The organism is Nocardia asteroides, assembly GCF_021183625.1.
In the GTDB taxonomy this organism is placed as follows: Bacteria; Actinomycetota; Actinomycetes; order Mycobacteriales; family Mycobacteriaceae; genus Nocardia; species Nocardia asteroides_A.
In genome coordinates, this window is record NZ_CP089214.1 from 4,540,124 (window position 1) to 4,554,359 (window position 14,236).

15 protein-coding genes are annotated in these 14,236 nt (G+C 72.2%); 7 read left to right on the plus strand and 8 right to left on the minus strand.

From position 1 onward, the window contains the following. The first annotated feature begins 45 nt into the window (after positions 1-45). Together LTT61_RS21630 and LTT61_RS21635 are read left to right on the plus strand one after the other, a co-directional pair. Entirely contained in the window at positions 46-849 is an 804-nt protein-coding gene (locus LTT61_RS21630) for a TrmH family RNA methyltransferase (RefSeq protein ID WP_233015888.1), read from the plus strand. Then, positions 846-1,133: a DUF2537 domain-containing protein gene (locus LTT61_RS21635; RefSeq protein ID WP_233015889.1), complete on the plus strand. Its 288-nt coding sequence runs from the start codon at positions 846-848 to the stop codon at positions 1,131-1,133. The genes LTT61_RS21630 and LTT61_RS21635 overlap by 4 nt, the downstream gene beginning before the upstream one ends. A gap of 141 nt (positions 1,134-1,274) precedes the next feature. Here LTT61_RS21635 and LTT61_RS21640 read toward each other — a convergent pair whose 3' ends face one another. The 3 genes from LTT61_RS21640 to serC form a co-directional block, all read right to left on the minus strand. Then, on the minus strand, positions 1,275-2,054 hold the full coding sequence (locus tag LTT61_RS21640) for a DUF6928 family protein (RefSeq protein WP_332909196.1): 780 nt from the start codon (positions 2,052-2,054) through the stop codon (positions 1,275-1,277). A gap of 102 nt (positions 2,055-2,156) precedes the next feature. Next, positions 2,157-3,257 carry a septation protein SepH gene (gene sepH, locus LTT61_RS21645; RefSeq protein ID WP_233015890.1) on the minus strand — a complete coding sequence of 367 codons (1,101 nt, stop codon included), beginning with the start codon at positions 3,255-3,257 and terminating at the stop codon, positions 2,157-2,159. A gap of 145 nt (positions 3,258-3,402) precedes the next feature. Then, complete coding sequence (gene serC, locus LTT61_RS21650; RefSeq protein WP_233015891.1) at positions 3,403-4,527, minus strand: phosphoserine transaminase; 1,125 nt, start codon at positions 4,525-4,527, stop codon at positions 3,403-3,405. Positions 4,528-4,590: 63 nt separating this feature from the next. Here serC and LTT61_RS21655 point away from each other — a divergent pair, with 63 nt between their 5' ends. Further along, positions 4,591-5,235: a hypothetical protein gene (locus LTT61_RS21655; protein ID WP_233015892.1), complete on the plus strand. Its 645-nt coding sequence runs from the start codon at positions 4,591-4,593 to the stop codon at positions 5,233-5,235. Between the two features lie 11 nt (positions 5,236-5,246). Here the strand turns inward: LTT61_RS21655 and LTT61_RS21660 are convergent, their stop codons facing one another. Further along, positions 5,247-6,374 carry a citrate synthase 2 gene (locus LTT61_RS21660; protein ID WP_233015893.1) on the minus strand — a complete coding sequence of 376 codons (1,128 nt, stop codon included), beginning with the start codon at positions 6,372-6,374 and terminating at the stop codon, positions 5,247-5,249. 111 nt (positions 6,375-6,485) lie between these two features. Between LTT61_RS21660 and pdxH the strand changes: the two genes are divergently transcribed. The 4 genes from pdxH to LTT61_RS21680 all read left to right on the plus strand — a co-directional run bounded on the left by pdxH (position 6,486) and on the right by LTT61_RS21680 (position 10,334). After that, positions 6,486-7,169 (plus strand): pyridoxamine 5'-phosphate oxidase, encoded by a 684-nt coding sequence (gene pdxH, locus LTT61_RS21665; protein ID WP_233015894.1) that lies wholly within the window; start codon positions 6,486-6,488, stop codon positions 7,167-7,169. Between the two features lie 25 nt (positions 7,170-7,194). After that, the gene (locus LTT61_RS21670; protein WP_233015895.1) at positions 7,195-8,478 is read left to right on the plus strand and encodes an MFS transporter; all 1,284 of its coding nucleotides are present in this window, start codon (positions 7,195-7,197) and stop codon (positions 8,476-8,478) included. Between the two features lie 160 nt (positions 8,479-8,638). Beyond that, a complete protein-coding gene (locus LTT61_RS21675) occupies positions 8,639-9,952 on the plus strand; it encodes a citrate synthase (RefSeq protein ID WP_233015896.1) in 1,314 nt (437 codons plus the stop codon). Positions 9,953-9,974: 22 nt separating this feature from the next. Further along, the gene (locus tag LTT61_RS21680; protein ID WP_233015897.1) at positions 9,975-10,334 is read left to right on the plus strand and encodes an FKBP-type peptidyl-prolyl cis-trans isomerase; all 360 of its coding nucleotides are present in this window, start codon (positions 9,975-9,977) and stop codon (positions 10,332-10,334) included. A gap of 110 nt (positions 10,335-10,444) precedes the next feature. Here the strand turns inward: LTT61_RS21680 and LTT61_RS21685 are convergent, their stop codons facing one another. The 4 genes from LTT61_RS21685 to LTT61_RS21700 all read right to left on the minus strand — a co-directional run bounded on the left by LTT61_RS21685 (position 10,445) and on the right by LTT61_RS21700 (position 14,136). After that, the gene (locus tag LTT61_RS21685) at positions 10,445-11,599 is read right to left on the minus strand and encodes a hypothetical protein (RefSeq protein ID WP_233015898.1); all 1,155 of its coding nucleotides are present in this window, start codon (positions 11,597-11,599) and stop codon (positions 10,445-10,447) included. A gap of 54 nt (positions 11,600-11,653) precedes the next feature. Then, positions 11,654-12,991, minus strand: a complete 1,338-nt coding sequence (locus LTT61_RS21690) for a sensor histidine kinase (protein ID WP_233015899.1) — start codon at positions 12,989-12,991, stop codon at positions 11,654-11,656. Next, on the minus strand, positions 12,988-13,683 hold the full coding sequence (locus LTT61_RS21695) for a response regulator transcription factor (RefSeq protein WP_420094678.1): 696 nt from the start codon (positions 13,681-13,683) through the stop codon (positions 12,988-12,990). Before LTT61_RS21695 ends, LTT61_RS21690 begins: the two co-directional genes overlap by 4 nt. A gap of 63 nt (positions 13,684-13,746) precedes the next feature. Then, positions 13,747-14,136: a hemophore-related protein gene (locus LTT61_RS21700; protein WP_233015901.1), complete on the minus strand. Its 390-nt coding sequence runs from the start codon at positions 14,134-14,136 to the stop codon at positions 13,747-13,749. Positions 14,137-14,236: the final 100 nt, after the last annotated feature.

The window sequence follows — 14,236 nt, forward strand, 5'->3', positions numbered from 1 at the left end:
CGCATCGGATTTTCGCCCGCCCCGCCGAGCGGGCAGGATGGTGCGGTGGCCGAAGTGATCGACCTCGCGGACCCCGCCGACCCCAGGCTGGACGACTTCCGCGATCTCAAGGACGCCGACCGCCGCCCGGATCTGCCCGGCCGCAAGGGGCTGGTGATCGCGGAGGGCACCATCGTGGTGCGGCGCATGCTCGGCTCGCGGTTCGCGCCGAGCGCGCTGCTCGGCGTCGCCAGGCGCTTCGAGGAGCTGGCGGGCGACCTGGCCGGGGTCGAGGTGCCCTGCTACCGCACCTCGGCCGAGGTGATGGCGGAGGTGGTCGGGTTCCACCTGAACCGCGGGGTGCTCGCGGTGGCGCGCAGACCCGCCCCGTTCTCCATGGCGGAGCTGCTGGACGGCGCGCGGACCGTCGCGGTGCTCGAGGGCGTGAACGACCACGAGAACCTGGGTTCGATCTTCCGCAACGCGGCCGGGCTCGGGGCGGACGCGGTGCTCTTCGGCGACCGCTGCGCCGATCCGCTCTACCGGCGCTCGGTGCGGGTCTCCATGGGGCACGCGCTGCGGGTGCCGTTCGCGCCGGTTCCCGAGTGGCCGCACGGCCTGGCCGAGCTGCGCCGCCGCGGTTTCCGGACCATCGCGCTCACCCCCGACCCCGCCGCCGCGAACCTCGCCGCCGCCATGTCCGGGGAGCGGGTGGCGCTGCTGCTCGGCGCGGAGGGGCCGGGGCTCACGCCGGATGCCATGGACGCCTGCGATGTCAGGGCCCGCATCCCCATGTCGGCCGGGACCGACTCGCTGAACGTCGCCACGGCCGCCGCCATGGCCTTCTACGAGCGGGTGCGGACCCGATGATCGAGCCGCCGCCCTACCGGCCCCCGACCCCGTTGGCCGCGGGCGTCGCGGTCGGCGCCCTGGTCGGGGCGCTCACCGCGGTCGCCGTCTTCGCCTTCGGCGCCGCGCTCGGCGCCGTGCACCCGCTGCTCGCCGTCGCGGTGAACCTGATCGCCGCCGGCGGCGCCGCGCCCACCGCCTGGCGCTGGCGGCACGCCCCGGTCACCCGCTGGGTGCTCGGCGGCGGCGCGGTCGGCGTCGTCCTCGGCTGGATAGCCCTTCTCCTCGCCGCACTCGGCAGTTGACCCCCGTGGTGCTCTCTCGGCGGGTTGACCCGGTGTTGCTCTCGGGCGGTCGACCCCGCGCCGCGCTCGGGCGGTCGACCCCGCGCCGCGCTCGGCCGGTCGGCCGCTGCTTGCGGCCGCGCCCGGACTCGCGGAGCCGATTCAACGGGGGTGCTGCCCGCGCAGCCGGTCGAGAAGACCGCGCCCGCGCGGCCGGGCGGAGGCGGCGACGGGCTGCGCCGGCGCCTCCCCGCGCGGGAAGAGCGTGAAACCGCAGAGGGTGACGTCGACCGAGGTCAAGGCTCCTTCCGCGGGCGCGGAGCGGTAGTGGAACCCGAGCCACTCGTTGTTGGCGGCATCGGCGAAGTCCGGCGGGTCGAAGGGGAGCGACCCCGGGTCGGGTAGCTCGCCCGCGCGCCAGCGCACCGGGTGCTCACCGGCCCAGTACGGCCGCTCCCAGACCAGCGGCAGCCCCTCGTCCTCCAGGATGTGCAGCCTGCTGGAGCTGAACGAGCGGCGGAACTCCCCGCGCTCCCAGTGCGCGAAGGCGCCCCAGCCGTGCGCGCTGTCGAACGACACCAGGTAGGTGTGCTCGGAGGCGAGCGGGCGGACCAGCAGCTCGGGCAGCGCGGTCGGCCGGATCAGCGCGGCCCGCGCGGTGCAGAGCACGGTGACCCCGGGCAGGGAGGCGATGAAGACCTCGTTCGCCGCTGGCCCCGCCGACCCGGCCAGGGTGCCGTCCAGGTGCGGCACCACGTCGCAATCGGCGTAGAGCAGCCGGGCCAGCGCGAGCGCGGCGGCCCGGTCGGGTTCGTGCCCGGCGCGCAGCACCGCGAGCGGGTCGGCGGCGTCGATGTACCAGAGCGTCGACGCCTTCCCGGACGACGGCGGTTCCAGCGCGGCGGCTCGGCTCGGCTCGGCGACCCTCTTCAGCTCGGACACCAACCGATGGTGGCACGAAACGGCCGTCCGAACCCCTGAGCAACTCCGATGCGCGCCGAAAGAGTTCCGCCCTGCGGTGGTGAAACCCGCGCGCTACGCCGGTCAGTGGCCGGAGCTGCGCACTCCGAGCAACACGTCCTCCCAGGACGGCATGGGCGCCTTGCCACGCTTGGTCCTGGCGGGCTTGGCGGGCGGCTTCGGCGCCTGCTTGGCGGCGGGCTCCGACTTCTCCTCCGGCGCAACCGGTTCGGCGGGCTCCTCGGTGACCTCCGGCTCCGCGACGGGCGCGGTGGCGGCCTGCGCCTGGCGGCGGGCCGGTGGCCTGCGCCGGGCGGGCTGCTGCGGCGCCTCGGCGGCCGGGGCCGCCTCGGCCGCGGCGGGCTCCGGTGCGGGCGCCTCAGCGGTGATCTCCGCCTCGGCCGCCTCGGCCGCCTCGGCGGCGGGCTGCTGCTCCGGCGCCGGCTGCTCGACCGGCTCCTCGGCCTCGGCGCGCTGCTCGAAGAACTCGGTGTCCCGCGCGGTGGCCGCCTGCTCCCGCGGCGCGGGCTCGTGCCGCGGCTCGGGGACCGGCTCCGGCTCGGGCTCGCTCGGCAGGATGGAGGCGAGCCCGCGCAGCGCGCGGCCGAAGTCCGGATCGATGAGGTCCGAGGCCGGGTCGTCCAGCGGCGAGACCGAGCCGCCGTGCGCATCCGGCTGATACCGCCAATGCGCCGCGATCTCGGAGCGGCCGTTCTGCCACTGCAGCTGGGCGACCCAGAAGCCCTTCTCGTCCTTCCAGGCATCCCAGACGGCATGGTCGAGGGTGTGCCCGCGGGCGGTGAAGGCGGCGGTGACGATATCGATGAGGTTCTCGACGGCGGGGCCGTCGGCGCGCACCGGGTGCGCCTTCTGCGCGAGCTCGGCGGCCCGTGCGCGCTCCAGCAGCACCGGGTAGGCGAAGCGATCGACCTTGCTCGCGGGCATGCCGGATTCCAGAGTGACCTGTTCGACGGAGGCACCGGCGCGGATACGGGCCTGGATATCGCGAGGACGCATGGAAGCTTCCATTTCGATCTCGATCTGGCCGAATCGTGCAAGGTCGCCGCGCGCCGCCGCACGCAGTTTGTCGTCCGCGGGCAGCCGGAATTTCTGACCGGACTCGGTATCGACGCAGACGATGTGGGTGGAGTCGGGCGTCACCCCGATCACTCGAAGTTCACGCACCGGTTGCCTCCTCACCGCGTCGACTCGCGACAGCGCCCACTTTCCGAAACAGTAGTGCACTCCTGGGGTTCTCGAGGCCAGACACGCGGGGCGGAAACCTGGACGAGGATTCCCGCCCCCCGATAATCTGCTCTGTTCGCCGCACTCAGCCGAGCTGCTGAACGACCCAGTCGATACTCTTCGTGAGCTGGGTGACGTCCTCCGGATCGATGGCGGGGAACATGCCGACGCGCAGCTGGTTGCGGCCGAGCTTGCGGTACGGCTCGGTGTCCACGATGCCATTGGCCCGCAGAATTTTCGCGACCTGCGCGGCGTCCACCGATTCGGCGAAATCGATGGTGCCGACCACCTGCGAGCGGTGCGCCGGATCGGTGACGAACGGGGTCGCGAATTCACTCGACTCGGCCCAGGCGTAGAGCCGCGAGGAGGAATCGAGGGTGCGCTTGACGGCCCAGTCCAGGCCGCCGTTGCTGTTCAGCCATTCGATCTGGTCGGCGAAGAGCAGCAGCGTGCCGACCGCGGGGGTGTTGTAGGTCTGGTCCTTGACGCTGTTGTCGATCGCGATCGGCAGCGAGAGGAATTCGGGGGTCCAGCGCCCGCTCTCCTTGATCTCGGCGACCCGCTGCAGCGCGGCCGGGCTCATCAGCGCGACCCACAGCCCGCCGTCGGCGGCGAAGCACTTCTGCGGGGCGAAGTAGTAGACGTCGGCGTCCGCGGTGTTCACCGGGAGCCCGCCCGCGCCGGAGGTGGCGTCGATCGCGACCAGCGCGTGCTCCGAGCCCGCCGGGCGGCTCACCGGAATGGCGACACCGGTCGAGGTCTCGTTGTGCGCCCAGCCGATCAGGTCGGCCTCGGGGTCCGAGGTCGGCTCCGGCGCGCTGCCCGGCTCCGACTTCACCACGATCGGGTCGCCGATGAACGGGTTGCCCTTGGCGACCGCCGCGAATTTGCTGGAGAACTCGCCGTTGCTCAGGTGCAGCGAGCGCTCGCGGATCAGGCCGAAGGCGGCCGCGTCCCAGAAGGCGGTGGTGCCGCCGTTGCCGAGCACCACCTCGTACCCCTCAGGAAGGGCGAAGAGCTCGCGCAGGCCGGAGCGCACCCTGGCCACCACGTCCTTGACCGGCTTCTGCCGGTGCGACGTTCCGAATACCGAACCGCCGACCTCGACCAGGTTGCGCAGCTGCTCGGGCCGCACCTTGGACGGACCGCATCCGAAGCGACCGTCGGCGGGCTTGAGATCGTCGGGAATCGTCGGGAACGCAGTGGTCATGGGCAACAGGGTAGACGGTGGTACTGCTGTGTCCGGGACCACACTCCGGCTAATCTGACCGCCATGACGGCGTGGTCGGCGAATTCGGGGTGGCGGGTGCGCGGGCGGCGTACGGGGGCTTTCGGGCTACCGGTGGGGCCGCTGCCGGAGGCGGCCCGCACGGAGCTGCACCGCCGCGGCGTGCGCGGCACCGCGACGGTGCTCGGCGTGCGGCCGCGGCGCGGCGAGCCCGGCCACGTGTTCTGGGTGCGGGTGGCGATCGAGGGCGAGCAGAGCTACGAGGTGCGGATTCGCCAGTGGGTGTCCGACACCGAGCTGCACTGGATGAGCCCGGGCGACGTGGTCGGCTGCCGGGTCGATCCGGGCGACCGGGAGCGGCTGGTGCTCTTCGTCCCCGACCCGGTCGAGTCCGGGCGGGTCGGGCAGGCCGCGATCCTCTCCGACGGCCGCCGCGCCGAGGCGACGGTGCTCTCCGCGGCTCCGGTCGCCGCCGACTACGCGGGCCGGGACGACCCGGTGCTCCGGCTCGACCTGGAGCTCATCGCCTGGGACGAGCCGAAGCCGTGGTGCGTCCGGCTGGTGACGCCGGTACCGCTGGCCGCGATCGGCGCGGTCGACCTCGGGGCCCGGCTCCGGGTCGGGTTCTTCGAGGTCGACCGCGGCGAATCGGTCGCGGTGGACTGGGCCGCCTCGCTCGACGGGGGCTGAACCCCGCGCGCTCAGCGGTGCTGGATGGTGCTCCAGCCGGGGACGTCAGCGGGCTGCCTCGGGTCGGGGCCGGTGTAGATGGCGGCCGGGCGCACCAGCTTGCCGAGCTGCTTCTGCTCCAGCACGTGCGCGCACCAGCCCGCGGTCCGGCCGCAGGTGAACATGGCGGGCATCATGTGCGCGGGCACCTCGGCGAAGTCGAGGATGACCGCGGCCCAGAACTCGACGTTGGTCTCGATGGCGCGGTCCGGGCGGCGCTCGCGCAGTTCGGCGAGCGCGGCCTGCTCCAGCGCGGCCGCCACCTCGTAGCGCGGCGCGGCGAGCCGCTGCGCGGTGGCGCGCAGCACGCGGGCGCGCGGGTCCTCGGCCCGGTACACCCGGTGGCCGAAGCCCATCAGCTTCTCCTTGCGGTCCAGGATGCCCTTGACCAGCGCCCGCGCGTCGCCGGTCCGCTCGACCTCCTCGATCATCGGGAGGACGCGGGCCGGGGCGCCGCCGTGCAGCGGGCCGGACATGGCGCCGATCGCGCCGGACAGCGCGGCGGCCACGTCGGCGCCGGTGGAGGCGATCACCCTGGCGGTGAAGGTGGAGGCGTTCATGCCGTGCTCGGCGGCGGAGACCCAGTAGGCGTCGATCGCCTCGGTGTGCTTCGGGTCCGGCTCGCCCTTCCAGCGGGTCATGAACCGCTCGGTGACGGTGGTGCACTGGTCGATCAGCTTCTGCGGCACGGCGGGCTGGTAGATCCCGCGCGCGGACTGCGCGACGTAGGAGAGCGCCATCACCGAGGCGCGCGCCAGGTTGTCCCGCGCGGTCTCGTCGTCGATGTCGAGCAGCGGCTGGTAGCCCCAGATCGGGGCGAGCATGGCCAGCCCGGCCTGCACGTCGACCCGCACGTCGCCGGTGTGCACCGGGAGCGGGAACGGCTCGGCGGGCGGCAGCCCGCGCCCGAACTCCCCGTCGACCAGCAGTGCCCACACGTCGCCGAAGGTCACCCGGCCACCGACCAGGTCCTCGATGTCGACGCCGCGGTAGCGCAGCGCGCCGCCGTCCTTGTCCGGTTCCGCGATGTCGGTGGTGAAGGCGACGACGCCCTCGAGGCCACTCACGAAGTCGCTGGGTACCGCGGGGCTGGTAGTCATGGTGTGACTCTCCTTGCACTTCGGGTCGCAGGCCGGCGCCGGGTGACGCGCCGAGCACAGACGGATCAGCAGCACCTTAGCCCTCGGCTACCGCGGAGTAACGTCTGACCCATGCCCGACCAGCAGAATGTCGACGAACTCGCCGCCATGCGAGTCGAATACGCCGCCTCGCAGGCCGACGGCGCCGGTGACCTGGACGAGACCTGGGTCGCCGACGGCTGGGCCCCGCTGCTCCGCCGCTGGATCGACGAGGCGCGCGCGGCCGGTGCGGTCGACCCCAACGCCATGGTGCTCGCCACCGTGCGCGAGGTCGACGGCACGCCGCGCCCGGTCGCCCGCACCGTGCTGTGCAAGGGGCTCTCGCCGGAGGGGATCGACTTCTATACCAACTACGAATCGGCCAAGGGCAGGCAGCTCGCCGCGGTGCCGTTCGCCGCGGCGACCTTCCTCTGGCAGCCGGTGTCGCGGCAGGTGCACCTGCGCGGCCCGGTCGAGCGGGTGGCGTCCGAGGTGACCGAGGCGTACTGGCGGTCCCGGCCGCGCGATTCCCGGCTCGGCGCCTGGGCCTCGGCGCAGTCCGAGCCGATCGCGTCGCGCGCCGCGCTGGACGCGCGGCTCGCCGAGGTCACCGCCCGCTTCGCCGGCACCGACGACGTCCCGCTCCCGCCGTTCTGGGGCGGCTTCCGGCTGCGCCCGGAGGAGGTCGAGTTCTGGCAGGGCAGGCGGGGCAGGCTGCACAACCGGATCGTGGTCCGGCTCGGTGCGGAGCCGCAGGTCGGCCGGGTACAGCCGTAATCGTCCTACCTTTAAGCTCTGCTCGGTGAGACTGCTCGCCGATACCACCCCGCTGCGCACCCCCGCCTACCGGCGGCTCTGGACCTCGAACGTGGTCACCGTGATCGGCGCGCAGCTCTCGGTCGTCGCCGTTCCGCAGCAGATCTTCGAGATCACCGGCAGCTCCGGCTACGTCGGGCTCGCCGGGCTCTTCGGGCTGGTGCCGCTGGTGGTGTTCGGGCTGTGGGGCGGCGCGCTCGCCGACGTCATGGACCGGCGGCTGCTGCTACTGATCACCACCGCGGGCACCGGGCTGACCGCGCTCGCCTTCTGGGCGCAGGCCGCCGCCGGGCTCGGCAACGTCTGGGTGGTGCTGCTGCTCTTCTCGGTGCAGCAGGCATTCTTCGCGGTCAACCAGCCGACCCGCAACGCCGCCATCTCCCGGCTGCTCCCGCCCGAGCAGATGGCCGCGGCCAGCTCGCTGAACATGACCGTCATGCAGACCGGCGCGATCGCGGGGCCGGTGCTGGCGGGCATGTTCATCCCGGTGGTCGGGCTCGCCACGCTCTACCTGATCGACGCCGTCGCGCTGCTCGCCACGCTCTGGGCGGTCTGGCGGCTGCCGGCCATCCCGCCGACCGGGGCCGTGCGCAGCGCCGGATTCCGCACGGTGCTCGAGGGTTTCGGCTACCTGGCCGGGCAGAAGATCCTGCTCGCCTCGTTCGTCGTCGACATCATCGCCATGGTCTTCGGCATGCCGCGCGCGCTCTTCCCGCAGATCGCGCACGAGACCTTCGGCGACCCGGCCTCCGGCGGGGTCGCGCTCGGGCTGCTCTTCGCCGCGCTCTCCGCCGGTGCGGTGCTCGGCGGGGTCTTCTCCGGCTGGATACCGCGGATTCGGCGGCAGGGGCTGGCGGTGATCGTCTGCATCGTGCTGTGGGGCGTCGCCATGCTCGGCTTCGGGCTGGCGGTCGGGTTCGCCGGGCACGTGTTCGGGCTCGGCGTCTGGCTCTGGATCGCGCTCGGCTTCCTCGCCTTCGGCGGCGCGGTCGACATGGTCTCCGCCGCACTGCGCACCGCGATGTTGCTGACGGTCGCCACCGACGAGATGCGCGGGCGGCTGCAGGGCGTGTTCATCGTGGTCGTGGCCGGTGGGCCGCGGATCGGTGACGTTGCCCACGGTTTCGCCGCCGCCTCCCTGGGTACCGCTGTGGCGGCCGCGGGCGGCGGTGTTCTGGTGGTGCTCGCGACGGTGCTCGCCGCGCTCGCCTTCCCCGCCTTCATCCGCTACCGGATCACCCGGTCCGCGCAGGTACCCGCCACCGGCTGAGCCGGAGAACCCTCACGTGACGATCCTCGGAATGTGAGGTCGGTGCCCGGGCACCCTCGTGCGCCGCAGTCGGCGGAGTGCGACTAGCGTCTAGGTGATCGCACCGACGTGCCGAGGCGCACTCCGATGCCGACGGTCCTAGCCTGAGAGGGATCCTGCCGTGCCCGTTGAGAACAACTCCAAGGTCGACAACGACGCCAAGCCGGTACTCGAGTACCCCGGCGGTCAGTTCCCCATGACGGTCACCCCGGCCGCCGAGGGCAACGACGGCATCGATCTGGGAAAGCTGCTGGCCAGCACCGGGTATGTCACCTACGACCCCGGGTTCATGAACACCGCGCCGACCAAGTCGGCGATCACCTACATCGACGGCGCGGAGGGCATCCTGCGCTACCGCGGGTACCCGATCGAGCAGCTGGCCGAGACCTCGAACTTCATCGAGGTCAGCTACCTGCTCATCTACGGTGAGCTGCCGACGCAGGCCCAGCTGGACGACTTCACCGACAAGATCCGCAGGCACACCCTGCTGCACGAGGATCTCAAGCGCTTCTTCGACGGCTTCCCGCGCAACGCGCACCCGATGCCGGTGCTCTCCTCGGCGGTCAACGCGCTCTCCGCGTACTACCAGGACTCGCTGGATCCGCGCGACCCCGAGCAGGTCGAGCTCTCCACCATCCGGCTGCTGGCCAAGCTGCCCACCATCGCCGCGTACTCCTACAAGAAGTCCGTCGGCCAGCCCTTCCTCTACCCGGACAACTCGCTCTCGCTGGTCGAGAACTTCCTCCGGATGACCTTCGGCTTCCCGGCCGAGCCGTACGAGGTCGACCCCGAGGTCGCCGCCGCGCTCGACATGCTGCTCATTCTGCACGCCGACCACGAGCAGAACTGCTCGACCTCGACGGTGCGGCTCGTCGGCTCCTCCGACGCCAACCTGTTCACCTCGGTATCCGGCGGCATCAACGCGCTCTGGGGCCCGCTGCACGGCGGCGCCAACCAGGCCGTGCTGGAGATGCTGGACGGCATCAAGCAGTCCGGCGGCGATGTCAACGAGTTCATCCGCAAGGTCAAGAACAAGGAAGACGGCGTGAAGCTCATGGGCTTCGGGCACCGCGTCTACCGCAACTACGACCCGCGCGCCGCGCTCGCCAAGAAGCACGCCGACCGCATCCTCAGCAAGATCGGCGGCGGCGACGAGCTCTTCGACATCGCGCAGGCGCTGGAAGAGGCGGCGCTCACCGACGACTACTTCGTCGAGCGCAAGCTGTACCCGAACGTCGACTTCTACACCGGCGTCGTCTACAAGGCGATGGGCTTCCCGACCAGGATGTTCACCGTGCTCTTCGCCATGGGCAGGCTGCCGGGCTGGATCGCGCACTGGCGCGAGATGCACAGCGAGCCGCTGAAGATCGGCCGCCCGCGGCAGATCTACACCGGGTACGGGGCCCGCGACTACAACGACATCACCACCCGCTGACAACTATCGAAGGGGATAGCGAATGACCAAGCCGGAGATCGAATTCCAGGCCGGCCCTGCGCCCACCGAGCTCGTGATCAAGGACATCATCGAGGGGTCGGGGCAGGAAGCCGTGCCCGGTGGGACCGTGGAAGTGCACTACGTCGGTGTCGAGTTCGATTCCGGTGAGGAGTTCGACTCTTCCTGGGGCCGTGGGGAGTCGATCACTTTTCCGCTGCGCGGGCTGATCCAGGGGTGGCAGGACGGGATTCCCGGGATGAAGGTCGGTGGACGGCGTCAGCTGACGATTCCGCCGGAGTTGGCCTATGGGCGCGCCGGTGGTGGCCATCAGCTGTCCGGCAAGACGCTGGTCTTCGTCATCGATCTGCTGAACGCGAACTGAATCTTTCTCGGCAAGGGGCCCGCCACTGACGTGGCGGGCCCCTTGCCGTTGGAGGGGGGTTTTGCACCCCCTCCGGGGGTGCATCCCCATGACCCTCCCGGGTGACGGGGTCAGTCGCGAACTACCTCGACGGGATCGGTGAGGGCAAGGGCGATCGCCGACTGCTGGGCCGCGCCCCGTGCTGGGAGCGCCGCCACCGCGGCGCCGGTTTGGTCGTTCAGGTTGCCGACGACCGTGCGGAGCTGGGTTATTCCGGCGGTGAGCTGGGCGATGGCGTCGAGGAGCTGGGCGCCGCCCTGTTCGGCGAGGCGGGGGAGGTCCTTGGCCAGTTCGGCGCCCTGGCCGAGCTGGGTGCTCGCCTCGCGGAGGCGGGTGACGACGGTGCGCAGGAGGGTGCCGAGGTCGGTGTCGGGGTTCACCGCGCCGCCGACGAGTTCGCCGAGGCCGGTGAGCTGGGTTCCGGCCTGGGCGGCGATTCCGCGCAGCCCGTCCAGTTTCGCGATGATCTCGGCCAGGGCTGGGTCGTCCGCGAAGGGGAGCGCCCTGAGCAGCGGGAGGACCTGGTCGAGCCCGGTGCCGACGGTGGTCGCGGTGCCCTCCACCTGCGCGATGGTGACGCCGGTGGTGTCCAGCGCGCCTGCCAGTTGATCGGCCTGCGCCGCAGCGCCGTCGACCGTCTCGTTCAGCAGCGCGACGGCCGAGGTGAGCGACGCCGCACCGGTTTTCGCGAAGTCCAGGAACCCGAGCAGCTGCTCCGCGCCACCGCTGAACTGCTCGGCGCCGGTCGCCGCCGCGTCCACCCCCGCGTTCAGCAGCTGCGCGGTGAACTGCACCCCGGTCATCCGGCTGCGCGCGTTGGCGGTGGCGGCCAGCGCCGCGTCCACCCCGGCCGCGCCGATCCGGTGCGTCACCAGATCGACCGCCGCGTCCACGAATCCGGCGTCGGCGTCCGGGTGCGCACGCACGTTCAGCGTGGCCCGGTGCGGTCGATCGGTGGCCAGCGTGCCCATGGCCTCGGTCAGATCGGCGGGCAGCGTGACCACCGCGGCGAACTCGCCCGCGTCGGCCTCGCCGGGGGCGAGCGCGGTCCAGCTGTACCCGCCGCCGTCCTGCTCGAGTTGCTGCGCGATCTTCGCTCCGGTCGGGCCGGTATCGGCGTTCACCAGCGCGATCCCGGTCGGCGCGGAATCCGTTCCGGCGCAGGCGACGGCGGCGCCGGCCAGCAGGACACCGGTGAGCAGCAGGGGGAGGTGGGAGAGCTTCACGGACCCCGACCGTAGCCACGAAATGTGGCGCTACCGCCGGGAAACTCTGAGAGTTCAGTGAGGTTCGCGCGGTGGCAGATCCAGCACCAGCCGGACCCCGCCCAGCGCGCCGTCGTCGAAATACGCGCGCCCGCGGTGCAACCGGGCCTGCTGCGCCACCAGCGCCAGCCCCAGCCCCGAGCCGCCCTTGCCCGCCGCGCTGCCCCGGAAGAAGCGGGCGAACACCCGCCCGCGCTCCGCCTCCGGCAACCCGCTGCCGTTGTCGTCGACGGTCAGCACGATGTGCCCGTCCGCCCGCCGGTGCGCGGAGACCAGCGCCTCGGTGGCGCCACCGTGCCGCACCGAGTTGGCCAGCGCGTTGTCCACCGCCAGCCGGAGTCCGGCGGGCAGCCCGGTGGTGACCAGCTCGGCATCGGTCTCGATCCGCACCGTGAGCCCGGGGAAGTGCCGCATTGCGTCGTGCGCGGCTTGGTCGCAGAGCTCGGCGACATCGGTTGCCACGTGGTCGCGGTCCTGCACCAGGTCGCCGGTGGCCAGCCGCTCCAGCGCGGCCAGCGTGGTCTCCACCCTGGTCTGGCCGCGCTGCAGGTCGTTCAGGATCTCGGCGCGCTGCGCCTCGTCCAGGTCGAGGGTGCGCAGCACCTCCAGGTCGGTGCGCATGGCGGTCAGCGGGGTGCGCAGCTCGTGCGCGGCGACGGCGGCGAAATCGCGCGCCGTCTCCAGCGCGGCCGCGGTCTCGGCCTGGGCGCGGTCCACCCGCTCCAGCATGGTGTTCACCGCCTCGGCCAGCTTCTCCGCCTCGTGCACCCCGTCCGCGGACACCGGGTGCGCGGCATCCGGGTCCGGGAAGGCGCTGCGGGCGCTGACCTGCCCGGTGAGCCGGGTGATCGGCCGCACCGCCGCCCCGGCGAGCAGCCAGCCGAGCGCCGCCGCCGCCGCGATGGCCAGCAGTGCGCCGCCGAGTACCCAGCGCTGTTGCTGCGCGGTCAGCTCGGCGGCGTCGGCGGCCGGGATGCCGATTGCGACCACCCGGCCGCTCGGCTGATTCGCGGAGGTGGTCAGCACCCGGTAGGGCACCCCGCCGACCTCTTCGGTGCCCGAGCCGAGCGGTAGCTCCGGCAGCTGCGGCGGGCTGGCCGCGGTGACGCTACCGCCGTCCCGCACGGTCACCGAGAGATCGGCGCCGAGCCCGATCAGCCCGAGGAAGTTCACCGCGACCACCGGCTCGATCAGGATGATCCGGGAGGCGATGCCGAGCTGCTGATCGATCTGCTGCAGGTTGTTGCGCTCGATCGCGCGCAGGCTGATCAGGCTGATCAGGGTCACCACCACGATCGCGCCCGCGGCGGCCGAGCCCGCCACCCGGGTGCGCAGGGAGAAGGAGCGGCTCACCGGGGCGGGCGCAGCACGAAGCCGACGCCGCGGATGGTGTGCAGCAGCCGCGGCGTGCCGTCGGCCTCCAGCTTGCGGCGCAGGTAGCCGACGAAGACGTCGACCACGTTGGTGTCGGCCACGAAGTCGTAGCCCCACACCAGCTCGAGCAGCCGCTCCCGGCTCAGCACCACGCCGGTGTTCCTGGCCAGCGTGGAGAGCAGCTCGAACTCGCGCTTGGTCAGCTCGACCTCGTCGCCGTGCAGCAGCGCGCGGTACCCCGCGACATCCACCTCCAGCGGGCCGATCGTGATCGCGCCCGGCGCGGAGGGGACGACCGGGTCGGTGCGGCGGCGCAGCAGCGCCCGGATCCTGGCCACCAGCTCGGCCAGCACGAACGGCTTGACCAGGTAGTCGTCGGCGCCGGATTCCAGGCCCGAGATCCGGTCGTCCACCGAGGCGCGGGCGCTCAGCACGCAGATCGGCACCTCGTTGCCCATCGCCCGCAGCGCCGTCACCACCCCGGCGCCGTCCAGCACCGGCATGTTCATGTCCAGCACGATGGCGTCCGGGGTGTGCTCGCTCACGCTGCGCAGCGCGAGCGCGCCGTCCCTGGCCACCAGGACCTGGAAGCCGGAGAGGCGGAGGCCGCGCTCCACCGAGGCGAGTACATCTTCGTCGTCGTCCACCACGAGCACGGTCGGGGAGGTCATAGGGTCCATTCTCCATGGACAGCAGAACGGCCGGGCCCATCGGACCCGGCCGTTCGCTGTGTGTCAGTACTGCTTGCAGGTGTCGGCGACCCGCTGGAGGACGCCCGCGAGCTGCTGGGTGCGAGGGTCGTTCTGGGCCTGCTGGGCCGCCTCCGGGTTCTCCTGGATGGCGCGCTGGAGCTCGGCGCGGCGCTGCTCGACGGGGACGTCGAAGCGCTCGGCGAGCTCGGCCTTCTGGCTGGGGTAGGAGTCGATCAGGGCGGCGAGTTCCGGGGCCTGGTCGTGCAGCGCGGCGTCCACCTGGGCGAAGCTGCAGTCGGAGCGCAGCAGCGGCTCGGCCAGCTGATCCAGCGGGGCGGCCGAGGCCACGCCCGACGAGAACAGCACCCCGAAGGCGGCGATGCCGCTCGCGGCGAGGGTGGCGACGATGGGGCGACTGCGGAATGACGTCATGTGTAGCTCCAGATCATCGGGGGTGCGCCGCCCTCGCGAGCGGCGATCACCCGAAGGGTATTGCCGTGGACTGGCATGCCCCTGAAGCGTCTCTGAGGAA